Source organism: Streptacidiphilus melanogenes, assembly GCF_000787835.1.
In the GTDB taxonomy this organism is placed as follows: domain Bacteria; phylum Actinomycetota; class Actinomycetes; order Streptomycetales; family Streptomycetaceae; genus Streptacidiphilus; species Streptacidiphilus melanogenes.
In genome coordinates this window covers 1-17,956 of the sequence record NZ_BBPP01000080.1, presented here as the reverse complement: position 1 = coordinate 17,956, position 17,956 = coordinate 1, and the positions used below count along the sequence as shown (strand labels likewise).

Here is a 17,956-nt window from a genome sequence, read left to right as displayed (position 1 = left end):
CTGGTGTACTGGTCACCTTTGTTACTGAAGGGTAGCTTACGCCGCGCACCCTCGGAGCCATACTCCCCCACCGGGCCTGGTGTGCAAGAAGAGGCCCCCGCACGGTGCGTGTGAGATCAACCCTATTGACGGTGCAGACGTGACACGGAGTGCCCCGAACGGGCACCATCGGCTGTGGCGGCAACTTACGCTGACGTAACCGTAGGCTCGGGCATGGACCCGTTGAAGAACGTTGGGCTGACTGTGGCAGATCTCGTGTACCCGCCGATCATCGGCGCGGCCCTGACCGCTTTCCGCGGTCTGGATCTGAAGATCGAGATCGACGGTGCGGAGAATGTACCGCGCACGGGTGGTGCGGTGCTGGTCAGCAACCACATCAGCTACCTGGACTTCCTCTTCGCCGGTCTCGGCGCCTTCAAGTCGGCCAGGCGCAAGACGCGCTTCATGGCCAAGGACGACGTCTTCAAGCACCGGATCTCCGGGCCGCTGATGCGGGGCATGCACCACATCCCGGTGGACCGCTCCGACGGCCAGCCCGCCTACGACGCCGCGGTGGCGGCGCTGCGCGCCGGCGAAGTGGTCGGCGTGTTCCCCGAGGCGACCATCTCCCGCTCGTTCATGCTGAAGAAGTTCAAGACCGGCGCGGCGCGTATGGCCGCGGACGCGGAGGTGCCGCTGGTTCCGGTCATCCTCTGGGGGACCCAGCGGCTCTGGACCAAGGGGCGTCCGAAGAACCTGACCCGTCGCCACACCCCGGTCAGCATCCGGATCGGGGAGCCGATCCACCTCACGCCTGAGGACCGGCCGGTCATGGTGACGCGCCGCCTGCGCGAGGCGATGAACCAGCTGCTGGAGGGCGCGCAGCGCGACTACCCGGACCAGCCCTCCGGTCCCGAGGACCGCTGGTGGCTCCCGGCGCACCTCGGCGGCACCGCCCCCACGCCGCAGCAGGCCGAGGAGGAGGACACCCGCGCCGCCGAGGAGAAGGCCACCCGCAACGGCTGACCCACGGGGCCGGACTTCCTGGAGACCGGGGCGGAACCGGTTGACGGGCCTCCGCGTCGGATCGGCAAACGATCCAGGAGGACCGATGCACACCACCCTCACCACGCGTTCTCTGGCCGCGGTCGGCACCGCCGCCCTCTCCGCCGCGCTGCTGCTCAGCGGCTGCTCGTCCACCACCGCGACAAGCACGCCGCAGAGCGGCACCCCGACGGCCGTCGCCTCTGCCTCCGCGTCCGCTCCCGCGAGCGCGTCCGCGACGCCCGGCGGCGGGGCCACGGGCACACCGGGCGGCGGCGTCTCGGCCACGGGCACCGCGGTCGTCGTGGTGCACAACGCGGACAAGGGCCGCACCGTCACCCTGCACCCCGGCCAGACGCTCGAGGTCGTGCTGACCGGCGGCTACTGGGCCGCGCCGGCGAGCAGCGCCGCGTCGGTGCTGAAGCTGAGCGGCGGACCGACCTTCGCCTCCCCCTCCCCCGGGCAGACCTGCCGGCCCGGCGTCGACTGCCGCGCACAGCAGACGGAGTTCGTCGCGGTCTCGGCCGGCACCGCGACGGTGAGCACCTCGCGCAGCAACTGCGGCGAGGCGATGCGGTGCACCGACTCCAACGGCAAGTTCAGCATCACCGTCACCGTCGCGGCGTGAGGCCGTCCTGACGAGCACTCAGGAGAGCATGCGGGCGGCGTGCAGTCGGCTCGCGTGCTCGACCAGGGCGATCAGCACCTTCTTCCCGGAGTCGCGCTCCCGCGCGTCGCACAGGATGACGGGCGTCTCGGTCTCCAGGTCGAGCGCCCTGCTGATCCGCTCCACCGCGTGCTTGCGCGCCCCGGTGAAGCAGTTGACCGCCACGACGAACGGGATGCCGCGGCGCTCGAAGTAGTCCACGGAGGGGAAGCAGTCCTGCAGGCGGCGGGTGTCGGCCAGCACCACGGCGCCCAGCGCGCCGTGGGCCAGCTCGTCCCACAGGAACCAGAACCGGTCCTGGCCGGGGGTGCCGAAGAGGTAGAGCGAGAGCCCCTGCCGGATGGTGATCCGGCCGAAGTCCATGGCCACGGTCGTGGTGGTCTTCTGCTCCACCCCGCCGAGGTCGTCGACTCCGCGGCTCGCCTCGGTCAGCTGCTCCTCGGTGCGCAGCGGGCGGATCTCGCTGACCGCGCCGACCAGGGTGGTCTTGCCCACCCCGAAGCCGCCGGCGACCAGGATCTTCAGGGCGAGCGCCGGTTCGTCGGCGGGCGTCACGGGTTTCGTCGGCGTGGTCTGCTTCATCGCCTTCGTCGAGGTGGTGGTCGGAGGTGCGGTGGCGTCAGAGTGCGCGGAGGCCATTGATCACTTCTCGCAGAATGCGCTCGTCGGGGAGCAGGGCGGGCGGGACGGGTCGGCTGACGCGGATCAGGGCCGCGTCCAACAGGTCACCGAGGAGCACCCGGACCACGCCGACCGGCAGGTCCAGCTCGGCGGCGATCTCGGCGACGGACTGGGCCTGGTGGCGGCAGACGCGCAGGATCGCGGCGGACTCGGGCGAGAGCCCGAGATCCTCCCCGTACGGGCTCTCAGGCCCGTACGGGGTGTCCGCGACGACCATGGCGATCAGGTCGAAGGCCTCACTGGCGGGCCTGGTCCGGCCCCTGGTCAGGGCGTAGAGGCGGACCATGGGGCCCGCCTCCTCGTCGAACCAGTTCGGTTCCATGTCGCTTCCCTCAACCCGCTGTTGGGGCGTCCGCCGCGCCACGCGGCGGCGTGTAGAGGTGCTCGCCCACCCGGCGGACCAGGCGGGCCATCTCGTAGGCGATCAGCCCGATGTCGGCGTCCGCGCCCGCGAAGACGGCCAGACAGGTGCCGTCCCCGGCGGCCACGACGAAGAGGAAGCCGCCGTCGAGCTCGACCATGGTCTGCCGGACCTCGCCCGCGTCGAAGTGACGGCCGGTGCCCTTGGCCAGGCTGTGGAAGCCGGAGGCGACGGCGGCGAGGTGCTCGCCGTCCTCGCGGCTGAGCCCTGCGGAGACGCCGAGGGCGAGTCCGTCGCGGGAGAGCACGACGGCGTGCCGGACCTGGGCGACCCGGGAGACCAGCTCGTCGAGCAGCCAGTTCAGCTCACCGGTGTGGTTCATCGTCGCGGCCATCCGCGGCGCTCCTCTCGAGATCCTCGAAGTCCTGGACGTCCTGAAGGTCCTGGAAGCCGTCGTGGGGGCGCCGGGCGTCGCTCGGCGGGTCCTGGTGCAGGCGCAGGTGCCGCGCGGTGCCGTTGCCGGCGTCCGGGCGCGACGCCTCCGTGCCGTGACCGCTGTCGCGACCCCGGGTCCAGCCCTCGCGCAGCGCGGCCATGGTGGCCCTGGCCTGCTCGGGGCTGCGTTCGCCGGTCCGCGGGGCGGGCGGCCGCGCCACGCGCGGCCGCTCCGGGGGCGGCGCCTCCCGCAGCTGCACCGCCAGGCTCGCCTGCCGCACCCTGCGCGGCAGTTCGTCGCCGTCCTGACCGCTGTTCGCTCCGGGCTGCTCGGGCCAACCGAGCGCCGACCGCGTCTCGGTCTTCCGCCCGCCCCTCCGGCCGAAGGCCGACCCGCCCGGATGCCGCACCGGCAGCTCCGCGCCCGAGTCATCGCCCTCGTCCCCGGCACCACCGGGCCTGGCCCCCGGCCGCCCGAACGGCAGCGGCCGCGTCTGTCCCGGCATCACCGGGCCTCCGCTGGACGGCAGCGCCCCGCCGGGCCGCTCCGGGGTGTCCGCGCGCTCGGCGGAGCCGGGGGTGACGACGGGCCGCCCGAACGGCAACGGGCCGGCAGGCGACCCGCCCCCGGAGAAACCCTCGGCGGCGGCAGTCGAGCCGGGCGCGACCACCGGCCGCCCGAACGGCAACGGCGCGGCAGGCGAGCCGCCACCAGAGGAACCCTCGGCGGTCGCCCGCTCCTGCGCGTCCCCGCCCCCGGCGGAGCCGGGCGTGGTCACCGGCCGCCCGAAGGGCGACGGCGCGTGGGAGGGCTCCGGGCCGTCCACCGCGGACTCCCCGATGCCGCCGTGCGGTGTCTCCGCTGTGCGACCGAACGGAGGCGGGCCGACGTGGTCCGGCTCTTCCGTTCCAGCGGGTGCGCCGAGCACCGCGGCCCGGGTGCGGCGATCCGCTGCGGCCCCGCCGGGGGTGCCCGCATTCTCTGGCTCGCCCGGGCGACCGAAGGGCGACAGGAGGTCCGCCTCCCCTTCCGTCCCCGGGCCGTGGTCGCCGGAGGCGGTCGAAGCCACCGCGCCGGGGGCCGCGGCCTGCCGCGGGAACACGGGCGACTGGACGGGAGGCAGGTCGAGCTCCGCGTCGAGCGGCGCCGTGCGGCGCTGGCGGCCCGTCTCCAGCAGCGCGCTCGGCAGCAGCACGACGGCGGTGGTGCCGCCGTAGGCGGAGGGGCGCAGCGAGACGCGGACGCCGTGGCGGCGGGCGAGGCGGCTGACCACGAAGAGGCCGAGCCGGTCGCTGTCGAACAGGTCCGCCTGCTGTGCGTCGGCGATGCGGCGGTTGGCCTCGGCGACGGCCTCCTTGCCCATGCCGAGCCCGCGGTCCTCGATCTCCACCGCGTAGCCCGTGCCGACCTGCTCGCCGGCGACCAGCACCTTGGTGTGCGGCGGCGAGAACGCCGTGGCGTTCTCGACGAGTTCGGCGAGCAGGTGGGTGAGGTCGGCGACGGCCGCGCCGACGACGGCGACGCCGGGCAGGCGGCGCACGTCGACGCGGGAGTAGTCCTCGACCTCGGCGACCGCGGAGCGGACCACGTCCAGCAGCGGCACCGGCTTGCGCCAGGCGCGGCCGGGCGCGGCCCCGGAGAGGATGATCAGGCCCTCGGCGTGGCGGCGCATCCGGGTGGTGAGGTGATCGAGCCGGAACAGGTCCTCCAGCTCGGACGGGTCCTCGGTGCGGCGCTCCATCGCGTCGAGCAGCGTCAGCTGGCGGTGCACCAGCACCTGGCTGCGCCGGGCCAGGTTGACGAAGACGCCGGAGACGCCGGAGAGCACCTCGGCGCGCTCGACGGCGGCGGTGAGCGCCGCGCGTTGCACGGTGTTGAGGGCCTCGCCGACCTGGCCGAGCTCGTCGTCCCCGGCCTCGACGACGGGCGCCTCGGCCTCGATGTCGATCTCCTCCCCCGCCCGCAGCCGCCGCATCGCGGCGGGCAGCCGCCGACCGGCCAGTTCCAGCGCGGAGTTGCGCAGTTCCACCAGCTCGACGACCAGGCCGCGGCCGATCCGCACGGAGATCAGCAGCGACAGGACGACGGCCGCGAGGCCGAAGAGGACGGCGGCGCCGTTCGCGCTCAGCACGCCGAGGCTGTACGGGTCGGAGTTGGCACCCGCCTGGGTGCCGGCGGCGGAGAGCACGGAGTCCAGCTGCTGCTGCACGGCGGCCGCCGTGGGCGTCCAGTCGGCGCCGGCGGCGCTCACGGCGCGGGTGCCGCCGCCGGAGGCGTGGATCGCGTCCTCCAGCCGGGTCAGGGTGTGCGCCTGCTGACCGTCGGTCACCTGCCGGTAGGCGGTGAGATCGGCGGGCCTCAGGTCCGGTGCGGCGGAGGCGTCGAGGGCGAGGCGGGTGTAGCGCGCGCCGGTGAACTCCTGGTACTGGTCCGGTGTCATCCGTCCCGCGGCCTGTCCCGCCTGCACGGCGGCGTCCTCGCAGGCCAGCATCTCCCGGGCCTGCGAGAGTTCCAGCAGCACCCGCGCGTCGGAGGCGAGCGCGCTGTTCGGCACGGCCGTCAGCGAGCCGACGACGCTGAACCCGCTGTCCACGACGCCCGTGTAGGCGGTCGCCGCGCCGGGCCAGTCCAGTTGGCGTGCCTCGACCCGGGAGCGGAGCTTGCGCAGCGAGGCCGTGGCGGCGTTCAGCGCGTCGATGCGGCCGGGCAGCGTGGCGGCCAGACCGACGGCGTCGGGTTCACCGCGCTGGATGTTCTGGTTCATGGCGGCGACCGCCGCATCGGTGGCCTTGGCCCTGGCGTCGTAGGCGGCCATCCGGGACTGGCTGGGCGCGGCCGCGTAGGCGAGCGCGGCGGTGCGTTCGGCCTGGACGGCCGAGAGGGCGGTGTCGAGGGGTTGCAGCAACGTTTCGTCGACGTGCTTGAGGCGCACCAGGGAGTCGATCTGCTGGGCCGTGGTGACGGTGGCGAAGCCCCACAGGGCGAGCAGCGAGACCACCGGCACCATCAGCAGCGACACGATGCGGGCCCGCACGGTGCGGGGACGCAGCCGCAGGCGCAGCGTCAGCGGGTGGGGGCGATAGGCGATCGGCCGGCCTTCGTCGGCGGGCCGCCCGGCGTGGGCGGGGCGCGGACGCGGCGTGACGCCGACGGTGGTGGTGCCGGTGGCGGAGGTGGTGGCTCCTCCCCGGGTCGAGGTGGGCGCCGTCACCGCTGCACCGCCGGGGCGTGACGCAGTCCCTCGGCGCTGACGCTGGCGGCGCGTTGCTGCGCGGTGGGCGACAGCGCGACGAACGCGGAGGTGAGGAAGAGGTAGGAACCGAGGCCGACCGCGAGCGGGAAGACGAACTGCATCAGCGTCGCCCCGTGCAGCGGCGTGTCGGCGGGCCGGACCTGGACCGACACCGCCTCCATGCCGGTGTAGTGCATGGAGCTGACGGCGATGCCCATCACCAGCGACGCCCCGGCGGCGGCGATCGGACCGGAGATGTTCAGCCCCGCCCAGAGCGCGGCGGTGGACGCGCCGATCGCGATGACCACCGAGAGCACGACGGCGAACGGCGCATAGCCGATCCGGCCGTGGAGATCGAGCGCCAGCATGCCGATGTAGTGCATGGCCGCGACACCGAGACCGGTCGTCGTGCCGCCGAGCAGCAGGGAGCGGTACTTGTGCCTGCCGTAGCCGACGGCGAACGCGCCGAGCCCGACGAACACCATCGCGCCGACGAGGCTGAGCAGCGTCAAGGGCACGTTGTAACGGATCTCGGTCCCGGTGACGGTGAAGCCGAGCATCGCCACGAAGTGCATGGTCCAGATGCCGGATCCGATCGCTGAGGCTCCGGTTATCAGCCAGTTGCGTTTGGCACGGCCGGTCGAACCGACGGCGCGGACCATGCAGCGCAGCCCCAGGGCCGAGCCGAGGACGGCCATCAGATAGGACAGGATCGGCGTCAGCCAGCCGTACCCCAGCTCGGTCATGCTCCCCATGGCGCCCATGCGGCAGCCCCTCCGTCGTCAGGCTCTGGCAGAACGGAGTGGGACGCTACTGAGCGGATTCACCCGATTACGCGGACTCCCGCAAAAGTGCCGCATCGGAGAACGAGGTGTGCTGAACTAATAACGCATATGCCTGCCGTTACTGGAGCACACCGACGGCGCGGGCGATGACGAGCGCGAGGGTCAGCAGCGAGATCGTCGACTGGGACAGCATCAGCATCTTCGCCCAACGTGACAGCGGCATGGTGTCGGTAGGGCTGAACGAGGTGGCGTTGGTGAAGGCCACATAGAGGTAGTCGATGTAGTACGGCTCCCAGTCAGGGCGGGCGATCCCCTCCTGCTGCATCTGCGGGAAGAGGAAGTCGGGGTGCTGGTGGACGCCCCCGGCACGGGCGATCGGTCCGCCGCGGTCCCACTCCCAGTACCAGAGGCTGAAGGCGATGATGTTGGTGATCCAGATGCCGCTGCCGGTCAGCAGCAGCTGGACGGGGGTGATGCCCTGCGAGCCGTGGAGGAGGTCGCGCACCAGCATCACCGCGGACCAGCCGTTCGCGAGGCTGACGGCGGCGGCCAGCAACAGGCCCAGCACCCGGACCCTGTTGCCGGACTTCGCGATGTGACGGTGCGGGTTCACCACCAGCAGCGCGGCCATCAGCAGCAGTTCCAGCCCGGGCATTAGCCACCGCGGGTGGATGCTGAGGCGCGTGGGGAGGAACCACTGGATGACGATGGCGGCCAGCAGCGCGACCGTCACGGACCAGCGCTGCTCGCCCTCGGTCCGGCGGAGCCACGCGGGGAGCGGCGACTCCTCCTCGTCGGCGACGGCCTCGGGGTCGACGGGGTCGGTGCCGTCCGGGTCGGCGCTGTCGAGGTCGGTGCCCTCGGCGCTGTCGGACTCGGCCTTGATGACGTTCTCCTGGGCGTTCACGGCGCACATTGTGCCGGGCGTGCACATGAGTCCGGTCAGAGGGCGTCCACCCGCGACGGATCGTGCTCGGAGCGCGGCCTGTCCGGGCGGGCGGCCCGGATTCGTGCGTCCCCACGGCGGGAGGGCCGACTGCCCGGAACCGGCGGTCGATACGCTCGACCCGTGAACGAGAGCAGCGAACCGGCCGGCGCACGCGAGTACCGCACCGAGGAGCTGGCCCACGCGGCCGGCATCCCGGTGCGCACCCTGCGCTTCTACCGGGAGCGGCGTCTGCTGCCGCCGCCGCGGCGGGAGGGCCGGATCGCCTGGTACAGCGAGGAGCATCTCGCGCGCCTGCGCGTCATCGCCGACCTGCTGGAGCGCGGCCACACCCTGGGCGGCATCGCGGAGTTGCTCGCCGCGTGGGAGTCGGGCCAGGACGTCGCCGAACTGCTCGGCCTGGAGGCGGCGATCGGCGCGCCCTGGTCCCAGGAGACGGAGACCGACGTCACCGTCGAGGAGTTGGCCGCGGCGTTCCCCGGCCAGGTGGACGCCGGCTCCCTGGCCGCCTCGCTGGAGCTCGGGTACCTGCGGCAGGAGGGCGACCGGTTCGTCCACGTCAGCCGCCGTCTGCTGGACGCCTCCGCCGCGCTGGTCGCCGAGGGCGTGCCGCTCGCCGCGGTGCTCACCACCGCCCGCGGCGTCCGCGCGAGCGCGGACGCGCTGGCGGACCAGTTCGTCGAGCTGATCGTGGAACAGCTCCTCCCCGACCTCGACGAACCGCTCCCCCCGGGCGAACCCGCCCGCCTCGCCGAGGCCCTGGACCGCCTGCGCGACGTGGCGCGCACCGTCGTCGACGTGGAGTTCGCCCTCGCCATGGACCGCCGCGTCCAGCGCGAGGTCAAACGCATCGGCACCGCCCGCCACGCGCGGTAGCGCCCGGCGCGGCCCGCACCCGCACCGGCACCGGCACGCGTACTCCCGAAGCCGTCGCGCAGGCACGACTGACCGGAACCTCGGGCGGGCGGCACGGCAACACCCGGGGGCACGCCCGGCGCGCCGGATCCCGAGGGACTTTTCGTCGTGCCGCCCCTCAGGGCGGCACGGCCCCGACAAGTCCCAACGAGACTCCGCCGCGCGTCGGTCGAGGGCTGCGCGCGGACGCCGTCGCGCGGTCGTGGGCGCGGCCGTCAGGCCGGGATGCGGTGGAGGCGTTGCGGGGTGGCGTCCGGGCGGGCCTTGTGAAGGAAGGCGCGGCGGAGGGCGTGGTAGGAGTCGTCGGGGCCGTAGAAGTTGCGGTGCATCAGGGCGAGTTCCTCCGAGCGGTACCAGGCCAGGGGACGGCGGCCCTCCTCGCGGCGGAGCGCGCCGCGCTTCGCCGCGAGGCGGCGCGGGAGGCGCGGGTCGACCGCGAGACCCTGCGCGAGCTCGGCGACGTGCTCACTCACCCGGTCCGGCGTGCAGTCCAGGACGCGGTCGACCAGGCCGAGGTCGAGGGCGCGTTCCGGACCGATCGGCAACGCCTCCGTCGTCAGCCTGCGCGCCTGTTCCTGGCCGACGCGGCGCGGGAGGGTGTACGTCCAGAACTCAGAGCCGTGCAGGCCCATCAGCCGGTAGTGCGGGTTCAGCACCGCGCCCGCGCGCACCCACACCTCGTCCGCGGCGAGCGCCAGCATCAGCCCGCCCGCGGCCGCGTTGCCGCCGAGCGCGGCGACGGTGAGCTTGTCCCGGGTGGTCAGGATCGCTTCGACCAGGTCGTCCATGGCGTTGATGTTCGCCCACGACTCGCGTGCGGGATCGGGCGCCGCCTCGATCGCGCCGAGGTGGATACCGTGCGAGAAGACGTCCCGGTGCGCGCCGAGGACCAGCACCCGCGTCGGGCGGCTGCGCGCGTACCGGTACGCGGCGAGGAGCCGCCGGCAGTCCGTGGTGCTCATCGCCCCGCCGGGGAACGAGAAGCGCAGCAGGCCCGCGCTGCCGTGCTCGTGGTACTGGATGGTGGCCCAGGTCTGCCGCTTGTGGTGCGGCCGCAGCGGAGCGCTGATCTCCGGGACTCCGCGCAGCAGCCCGGCCGACGCCAGGACGGTCGCCGCCGGGGCCTTCGCGGTCGGCGGGCCGTCCTGCTGCCGGCGGGGCCGCAGCGCGCTGAGCCACACCGCGCCGTCGACGGTGGCCCGGCAGACCGCACCGTCGCGCGTCGCCAGCAGCGTGCCGGGGACGCCGCGCAGTTCGTCCTCGGGCTGGCCGCCGTAGAGGTAGTAGGCACGGCCGCCGAGGGTGTCGAGCACCCCGGGGCTGGAGTCGGCGGTGCGCAGCTTGCGGGCGACGTCGTCGGTCCGCTCCGCGTTCCAGTCGATCGCGCGCAGCTCCTGCCGGAAGTACGGCCTGGCCGCGCCGCGCGGCACGGCGGCCCGCGGCACGAACCGGCGCGAGGCGAAACGTTCCACCGCACGCTGGACCGCCGCTGAAGCGGCGTCGGCCAGCTCGTTGCGGTAGAGGTCGCTCTTGGCTATCCCGCCCGCCTCGGCGTGCTCGGGGATGTCGAAGGGTTCCGCCGCCCAGACCGGCCCGGCGTCCATCTCGGCCACGGCCTGCAGCACCGTCACGCCCCAGCTGCGCCGCCCCTCGGCCAGCGCCCAGTCCAGTGCGGACGGCCCCCGGTCTCCGGGCGGCCCTGGATGCACGATCAGGCAGGTGTGCCGCGACCAGACGTCCTCGGGGAGGCGGCTGGTCAGCATGGGCGCGACGATCAGCTCCGGACTGTGTCTGTGGACCGCCTCGCGTAGTTCTGTATCGCCTCGCGGCCCGCCGCCGAGGTCGAGGGAGACGGATATCTGGTGGCCCTGGTACGCCAGTTCGACGGCGAGGCGCTGGGTGAGGCTGTTGAAGGCGCTGGCGTGAAGGAGGATGCGCATGTTTCCCTCCGGGGCGGAAGGGGGACCGACGGGCACGGCCCCGCGTATGCCGCCGTCCCTACCCGCGGCCCCCGACCGGCACGCCGGGTTCCGCACCGCCGCCCGATGCCTCGCCGCACGGCGTGCGGGCCCCGCGCTCCCGTACGCCCCCTCGTCACGCCTTGACGTCAAACTCCTGCAGGCCGGGGTCTTCTCCGCACGCCCGCGCCTCAGGCGGCCGGGTAGGGCTCCGGGTGGTAGCCCCGCAGGAAGCGCTCGGCGATGACCGTGCTCCAGGGCTGGACCAGGGTGTGCAGGCGGCGGGTGCGCTCCTCTCCGAGGGCGCGCCAGGGGGCGAGGGAGAGACGGTCCGTCAGGTCCTCGATCTCCTCGCGGAGCTCCCGCCCGCGCAGCGTCAGGCCGCCGTCCTCGGTGAGCAGGTGGCGGTCGTGGAGGCGCTGCTCGGCCGCCTCCCACGCCTCGTCGGACCAGCCGCGGCGCGGCTGGATGGAGGCGCGACGTTCGTGGCCCGCCGCGACCGCGTTGACGAGGACCTCGACCGCGTCCAGGCCGGAGGCCAGCAGCGCGGTGTTGTGGCCGTCGCCGCGCCATTCGCGCAGGGTGGTGACCGCCTGCCAGAGCTTGAGGTGCGGGGCCTCGGGGAGCGGCAACGCGGCATTGGCCGCGCCCAGGGGACGGCCGGCGAAGGTGCACGCTGCGGCGGCCTCCGCCGCGAGCTCCGCCGCCTCGGCCATCTCGGCCGAGCCGAGGACCTCCGCGCCGAGGATGTCGCGCAGCGCCGCGTCCGCAGCCTCCAGGCGGACGGTGAGGATCTCCTCGGGGACGCCCGCCGCGCGGACCTTCGCGGTGTTGGTCGCGATCATGTCGGGGTCGAAATGGAAGAAGACCGCCTCGACCAGGCCCTCGGACGCCGCGCCCAGCGGTGCCGAGCGTCCCGCGAAGTACGCGCTCCAGGCGTCGAGCCCGAGTGAACCGAAGACGCCCACCGCGGCGGGACTGAAGACGAGGACCGCGTAGTAGGGGTCGAGGCCGTCGCGCATCGCGCGTGCGGCCCTGAGGTCGAACGGTCGAGTGGTCATCGCAACAGACTAGGGGACCTGGACCCGAATAGGTTGACTTCCTAAACCTTTCTTGCCTAAAGTTTCATTCAGAAACTTCAGGTGCTGAACTATCCAGATGGTTGAGTACCTTCCGCGCCCCGAAGACCCCGAAATTTCCCGAAGGACCGCAGCTCGATGAGCACCTCCCTGTCCGCGAGCGCCGCCGCGCCCACCGCACGGCGCGGCAGCACGCCCCTCATCCTGGCCCTCGGCCTCGCGGCGATGGTCGTCTCGATGGCCCAGACCCAGGTCGTCCCGATCCTGTCGCTGCTCGCGCACGACCTGCACGCCAGCAGCTCCGGCGTCAGCTGGGTGACCACCGCCACCCTGCTCTCCGCAGCGGTCTTCACCCCGCTGCTCGGTCGCGTCGGCGACCTCTACGGCAAGAAGCCCACCCTGATCGCCGTGCTCGCGGTGATGGTGGCCGGTTCGCTGCTCGCGGCGACCACGACCTCGCTCACGCTGCTGATCATCGGCCGGGTGCTGCAGGGCTCCGCGACCGCGATCTTCCCGCTGGCACTGTCGATCATCCGCGACCAGGTCGCCCACGAGAAGCTGCACGGCGCGATGGCGCTGGTCAGCAGCACCCTGGCGTTCGGCTCGGGCCTGTCGCTGGTGATCACCGGCCTGCTGACCCAGGGCACCAACCCGAACTACCACTCGGTCTTCTGGGTCTCCACCGGCCTCTCGCTGCTGGCGCTCGTCGCCGTCGTCCTGCTCGTCCCCAACCGCGGTCACGCCGCGGGCGGCCGGATCGACTACCTCGGCACGCTGACCATGGCGGGCTTCCTCGTCCTGCTGCTGCTCGGCATCTCCCAGGGCCACGACTGGGGCTGGACCTCCGGCAAGACGCTGGGCTGCTTCGTCGGCGCCGTGGTCGTCGCGGCGGTCTGGGTCCTGGTCGAGCGCAAGGTCGCCTCGCCGCTGGTGGACATGAAGATGTTCACGCACCGCCAGGTCGCCTTCACCAACCTCTCCGGCCTGTTCATCGGCTTCGCGTCGTTCGCGCAGTTCATCGGCATCTCCTACCTGGTGCAGATGCCGAAGCAGCTGACCGGTTACGGCTTCACCGCGTCCGTGCTGCGCGCCTCGGTCGAGTACCTGCTGCCGAGCTCGCTCATCGCCCTCATCGCGGCGCCCATCGGCGGCATCCTGGTGCGCAGGATCAGCGCTCGTGCCACGCTCGCGATCGGCGCGCTGGTCGGCGTCGCCGGCTTCGCCTGGCTGGCCTTCGCCCACGGCAGCAGCATCGGCGTGATCCTGGCCGGCCTGCTCACCGGCACCGCCATCGCCTTCGGCTACGCCTCCATGCCCGCCCTGATCGCGGCCAGCGTTCCGCTGGAGCAGACCGGCATCGCCAACGGCATCAACTCCATCTCCCGTTCGGTCGGCAGCTCGATCGCCTCGGCGGTGGTCACCTCGCTGCTCGCCTCCAAGCTGATCCACGGCCTGCCGCCGGGCCTGCCGCCGCTGCCGCAGCAGAGCCAGTTCACGCTGAGCTTCGCCATCGGCATGGGCGCGCTGGTGCTGACCATCCCGGTCGCCCTGCTGGGCCTGAGCCGGATGCACAAGCCGCTGAGCGCGCCTGTCGCCTCCGGCGGCTCCGCGGAGGCGGTCGCCGACACTGCTGCGGTCGCCGACGCCGCCGAGGTCACCGACACCGCCGAGGTCGGGGCGAAGGCTGCGGCCGGCAGCTGAGATCGATTTGAGATCGTTTGAGATCGGAAGCGATCTCGAAGAAATGGCCCGTGCGACCCCGAACTTCCTGGTCGGGGGCGCACGGGCCATTCGCACGGAAGATGAATCCTCGGTGATGTGCTCACGCCATTTCACCCCGCCTCTTACTTGACGATCATCCGATGAGTAGCCTCTCCCCCGTGCCATCAACCTCAGACGTCCCGGCCGCCGTCGGAAGCTTCGCGGCTATCTGGAGCCGCGCGCTCTTCCCGGCCACGCCGACCGATCTGACGCGGGACCAGCTCACCGAGCTGCTCACCCCCATGGCCGGGCAGCTCCGCGACGCCCTGCACCAGGACCGCTTCGACCCGCGCCCCGCCCGTTCGATCGGGAACCAGCTGGTCCGCGGCCACTCCGGCGAACCCGACGCCCTGGCCCAGACCCTCGGCGTCATGGACGCCTACCTGCTGCTCTACTTCCCGCCGCCCAAGCCCCTTTCCGGCCCCATCGCCCGCGCCCGCAGCGCACGCCTCCAGCACGCCGTCGCGGCGGGATTCGTGGAGGCCCTGCGCGACAAGTGAGTTGCGCCACACCGTGGAGCCGGTGTGACCGCGGATTCCACGCCCCGTGATTCCGCACGCCCCGCGCGCGGGCCTCGCCGGGCGGTGCGTGAGTGTCGGTGGCAGCCGTTACTGTCGTGAGCCATGCGTTTCCTGCACACCTCCGACTGGCATCTGGGCCGCTCGCTCCATCGGGAGAACCTGCTGCCGGCCCAACGCGCCTTCCTGCGCCACCTGGTGCAGACCGTCGAGGCCGAGCAGGTCGACGCCGTCCTCGTCGCGGGTGACGTGTACGACAGGGCCGTCCCCAGCCTCGGGGCCGTGGAGCTGTTCGACGAGGTGTTGCACGCGCTCGCCGCGGTCGACGTGCCGGTCGTGCTGATCAGCGGCAACCACGACAGCGCGCAGCGGCTCGGCGTCGGCGCGGGGCTGGTCGCGCGCGCCGGGGTCCATCTGCGGACCGCGCCGGACGCGGACGCCCTCGCCGCGCCGGTCGTGCTGGAGGACGCGCACGGGGAGGTCGCCGTCTACGGGCTGCCGTACCTGGAGCCCGCCCTGGTGCGGCAGCGGCTCGGCGCGGAGGAGGCGAGCCACACGGCCGTCCTCTCCGCCGCCATGGACGCCGTCCGCGCGGATCTCGCCGCCCGGCGGGCCGGCGGAGCGGACGTGCGCTCGGTCGTGCTCGCGCACGCATTCGTCATCGGCGGTGAGGCGTGCGACAGCGAGCGCGACATCGCGGTGGGCGGGGTGCCGAGTGTGCCGGCCTCGGTGTTCGAGGGCGTCGACTACGCGGCCCTCGGCCATCTGCACGGGTGTCAGACGATCAACGAGCGCGTGCGCTACAGCGGATCGCCGCTGGCGTACTCCTTCTCCGAGGCCGACCACCGCAAGTCGATGTGGCTGGTCGAGCTCGGCCCGGCGGGCGAGGTGGGCGCCGAGCGGATCGACTGCCCGGTGCCGCGCCGCCTCGCGCGCCTCCGCGGCGAGCTGGAGGAGCTGCTGACGGCGCCCGCATACGAGGCCGTCGAGGGCTGCTGGCTGCACGTCACCCTCACCGACACCGCGCGCCCGCCGCAGGCGATGGAGCGCCTGCGGGCGCGGTTCCCGCACACGCTGCAGCTCACGTTCGAACCGCAGGGCCGGGAGGACGACGGGTTGCGCAGCTACGGCGCGCGGGTTCGCGGGCGGGACGACGGCGCGGTGGCGCTCGGGTTCGTCCGGCACGTGCGCGGCGCGGACGCGTCGGCGGCGGAGTCGACGCTGCTGGTCACGGCGGTGGAGGCGGCCGCGCGCGCGGCGGGCGGGGAGATCTGATGCGGCTGCACACGCTGACCGTCACGGCCTTCGGCCCGTTCGGCGCGGAGGAGCGGGTCGACTTCGACGCCCTCGCCTCCGGCGGTCTCTTCCTGCTGACCGGGCCCACCGGCGCGGGCAAGACCAGCGTCCTGGACGCGGTCTGCTTCGCGCTCTACGGCTCGGTGCCAGGCAGCCGCGGCCGCGCCGGGCGTGGGCTGCGCAGCGACCACGCCGACGCGTCGCTGCTCACCAGGGTCGAGCTGGAGCTCACCCTCGGCGGCCGGCGGCTGCTGATCCAGCGCAGCCCCGAGCAGCTGCGGCCCAAGCAGCGCGGCGAGGGCATGACGCCGGTCAAGGCGCAGACGCTGCTGAGCGAGTGGTGCGCGCAGGACGGCGCGTGGCGTCCCCGCAGCGGCTCGCACCAGGAGATCGGTCAGGAGCTGCTCGACCTGATCGGCATGAGCCGGGACCAGTTCACGCAGGTCGTGCTGCTCCCCCAGGGCGACTTCGCCCGCTTCCTGCAGGCGAGCGCGCAGGACCGCCGCGAGCTGCTGGGGCGTCTCTTCGACACGCGCCGCTTCGGCGACGTCGAGGCGTGGCTGGCCGAGCACCGGCAGCACTGCGAGAAGGAGACGCAGGCCGTCCGCGCCGACATTGTTGCGTCCGTGGAGCGACTGCACGAGGCGGCCGGCGCGGCCGGGCTGCCCGCGCCCGAACCGCAAGCCGCGGGCGAGGGCGTCTCCGCGTGGGCCGCCGCGCTGCGCGAACAGGCCTCGCTGGAGCACGAGGTGGCCGCGGTCCGGTACGGGCTCGTCGCCGAGCGGCGTACCGCGAGCCAGGCCCGCCTGCGCGAGACCGAGGCCCTGTTCGCGCGCCAGCAGGAGCACCGCTCCGCCGTCGACGCGCTGACCGCGCTCGCGGCGGAGGAGCCGGACCAGCGCGAGCGCGAGGAGCGGCTGGCCCAGGCCGAACGCGCGGCATCGGTGGCCCCCGTCCTGCGCCAGGCCGACGAGGCCGAGCACCACGCCACCCGCACGGCAGCCGACCGGGTCCGCGCCCTCGCCGCACTCCCCCACGACGCGCTGAACGCGCGCGTCGCGGAAGAGCCGGCGCCCTCGGTCGCCCCCGTGCCACGGCAGGCCGAGGCGGCGGAACAGGCCGCGGTCGTGGCGGCGGCCGAGGTCGCACAGGCGCTCGCTGCGGGCGAGCGGGCCGCCGACGCTCGCCGGGGCACGGCGGAGCCCGCCGCACCCACCGAGGGCACAGCCCCCCGCGCAGCCGGGCATGCAGCACCGGTCGCAGGCGTGCCGCAGCAAGCCGCGGAGGCGGAACAGAGCGTCACGCCTGCGGCGGCCGAGGGCGCGCAGGCCCTCGCCACCGGCACCCACCCGGGTCCGGACGAGCGTGCTGCGCAGGCCGGAGTCGTGGCGGCGGCCGCGCCTGTGCCGCGACAGACTGAAGATCCGGGGCACCACGCCGCCATGGCGGCCTGCGACCGGGCTCAGGCTTCCGCCACTGGCACCCGCACGGGACCGGACGGGGCGGCGGCCGGGAGCCAGGGTGCCACCTTGCGCGGCGCGGAGCGGGACGTGCTCGGGGCGGTGGGCGAGCTGCGGGTGCTGCTCGACGCGGAGCGCAGGTTCGAGGCGGTGGGTGAGGAGTCGGCGCGGGCGGAGCGGCGGTTCGCGCAGGCCGAGGAGGTCCGCGAGGACGCTGCCGCGTGGCTTGCGGGCTGGCCCGCCGTCAGGGCGCAGGCGCAGCAGGCGGTCGACGAGGCGCGGGAGGCCGCGGGGCGGCGACAGGGCCTCGACGAGAAGCTGCACGCCGCCGAGGAGCGTGCCGCGGCGGCGGCGCAGCGTGACGCGCTGGGCGCCCGGCACGAGGAGGCGCACGAGCGCCATCTCTCGCTGCGCGAGCAGGCGGCGGGGGCGCAGGAGGCGTGGCTCGGTCTCAAGCAGCGCCGGATCGAGGGCATGGCGGCCGAGTTGGCCGCGCGCCTGGCGCCCGGCGCGCCGTGCGCGGTCTGCGGCGCCACGGAGCACCCGGCCCCGGCCGTCACCGCGCCGGACCAGGTGACGCCGGACCAGGAACGCGACGCCGAGGCGGCGTTCCGCGCGCTGGACCGGCGGACGGCGGATGCGGGCGCGGAGGTCGCCGGACTGGCGGCACAGGCCTCCGCCGCCGAAGCCCGCGCGGGCTCGGCCTCCCGCGGGGAGCTGCTCACGGAGGCGGCGGCCCTGCGCGCCGAGCGCGACGCGGCCGAGCACGCCGAGGCGGCCGCGCTGGCGGCCGGGCAGCGGCTGGACCGGCTGGAGCAGGAGCACGAGCGCCGCACCC

General features: G+C 73.8%; 15 protein-coding genes. 7 read left to right on the top strand and 8 right to left on the bottom strand.

Translation table 11 applies throughout. The features are described 5' to 3' along the window. The first annotated feature begins 243 nt into the window (after window positions 1–243). Window positions 244–1,005, top strand: a complete 762-nt coding sequence (locus tag TR49_RS38385; RefSeq protein WP_042390828.1) for a lysophospholipid acyltransferase family protein — start codon at window positions 244–246, stop codon at window positions 1,003–1,005. Window positions 1,006–1,090: 85 nt separating this feature from the next. Further along, entirely contained in the window at window positions 1,091–1,651 is a 561-nt protein-coding gene (locus TR49_RS38380; protein WP_042390826.1) for a hypothetical protein, read from the top strand. A gap of 18 nt (window positions 1,652–1,669) precedes the next feature. On the opposite strand, the gene TR49_RS38375 is transcribed toward TR49_RS38380, so the two are convergent. The 6 genes from TR49_RS38375 to TR49_RS38350 all read right to left on the bottom strand — a co-directional run bounded on the left by TR49_RS38375 (window position 1,670) and on the right by TR49_RS38350 (window position 8,092). After that, complete coding sequence (locus TR49_RS38375; protein ID WP_042390837.1) at window positions 1,670–2,272, bottom strand: GTP-binding protein; 603 nt, start codon at window positions 2,270–2,272, stop codon at window positions 1,670–1,672. A gap of 37 nt (window positions 2,273–2,309) precedes the next feature. After that, a complete protein-coding gene (locus tag TR49_RS38370; protein ID WP_042390824.1) occupies window positions 2,310–2,693 on the bottom strand; it encodes a DUF742 domain-containing protein in 384 nt (127 codons plus the stop codon). 10 nt (window positions 2,694–2,703) lie between these two features. Further along, on the bottom strand, window positions 2,704–3,126 hold the full coding sequence (locus TR49_RS38365) for a roadblock/LC7 domain-containing protein (RefSeq protein WP_042390835.1): 423 nt from the start codon (window positions 3,124–3,126) through the stop codon (window positions 2,704–2,706). After that, window positions 3,098–6,379, bottom strand: coding sequence for a sensor histidine kinase (locus TR49_RS38360; RefSeq protein ID WP_052434979.1), 3,282 nt, complete (start codon window positions 6,377–6,379; stop codon window positions 3,098–3,100). The genes TR49_RS38365 and TR49_RS38360 overlap by 29 nt, the downstream gene beginning before the upstream one ends. After that, complete coding sequence (locus tag TR49_RS38355) at window positions 6,376–7,146, bottom strand: MHYT domain-containing protein (protein WP_236653734.1); 771 nt, start codon at window positions 7,144–7,146, stop codon at window positions 6,376–6,378. The genes TR49_RS38360 and TR49_RS38355 overlap by 4 nt, the downstream gene beginning before the upstream one ends. Window positions 7,147–7,303: 157 nt before the next feature. Beyond that, window positions 7,304–8,092: a hypothetical protein gene (locus tag TR49_RS38350; protein WP_236653733.1), complete on the bottom strand. Its 789-nt coding sequence runs from the start codon at window positions 8,090–8,092 to the stop codon at window positions 7,304–7,306. 162 nt (window positions 8,093–8,254) lie between these two features. On the opposite strand from TR49_RS38350, the gene TR49_RS38345 reads away from it, so the two are divergent. Next, window positions 8,255–9,007 (top strand): MerR family transcriptional regulator, encoded by a 753-nt coding sequence (locus TR49_RS38345; RefSeq protein WP_042390822.1) that lies wholly within the window; start codon window positions 8,255–8,257, stop codon window positions 9,005–9,007. Window positions 9,008–9,261: 254 nt separating this feature from the next. Here TR49_RS38345 and TR49_RS38340 read toward each other — a convergent pair whose 3' ends face one another. Both TR49_RS38340 and TR49_RS38335 read right to left on the bottom strand, forming a co-directional pair. Continuing rightward, window positions 9,262–10,986: an enoyl-CoA hydratase-related protein gene (locus TR49_RS38340; protein ID WP_042390820.1), complete on the bottom strand. Its 1,725-nt coding sequence runs from the start codon at window positions 10,984–10,986 to the stop codon at window positions 9,262–9,264. A 209-nt stretch (window positions 10,987–11,195) separates the two neighbouring features. After that, entirely contained in the window at window positions 11,196–12,065 is an 870-nt protein-coding gene (locus TR49_RS38335) for an SCO6745 family protein (protein WP_042390818.1), read from the bottom strand. 156 nt (window positions 12,066–12,221) lie between these two features. Between TR49_RS38335 and TR49_RS38330 the strand changes: the two genes are divergently transcribed. From TR49_RS38330 to TR49_RS38315, 4 genes are all read left to right on the top strand, one after another. Further along, window positions 12,222–13,784 carry an MFS transporter gene (locus tag TR49_RS38330; RefSeq protein WP_042390816.1) on the top strand — a complete coding sequence of 521 codons (1,563 nt, stop codon included), beginning with the start codon at window positions 12,222–12,224 and terminating at the stop codon, window positions 13,782–13,784. A gap of 179 nt (window positions 13,785–13,963) precedes the next feature. Then, entirely contained in the window at window positions 13,964–14,344 is a 381-nt protein-coding gene (locus TR49_RS38325) for a hypothetical protein (RefSeq protein ID WP_042390814.1), read from the top strand. A 123-nt stretch (window positions 14,345–14,467) separates the two neighbouring features. After that, window positions 14,468–15,637, top strand: a complete 1,170-nt coding sequence (locus TR49_RS38320; protein WP_042390812.1) for an exonuclease SbcCD subunit D — start codon at window positions 14,468–14,470, stop codon at window positions 15,635–15,637. Further along, window positions 15,637–17,956, top strand: a 2,320-nt coding sequence (locus TR49_RS38315; protein WP_042390810.1) for an AAA family ATPase, incomplete at its 3' end; no start/stop codon positions are given. The genes TR49_RS38320 and TR49_RS38315, both read left to right, overlap by 1 nt.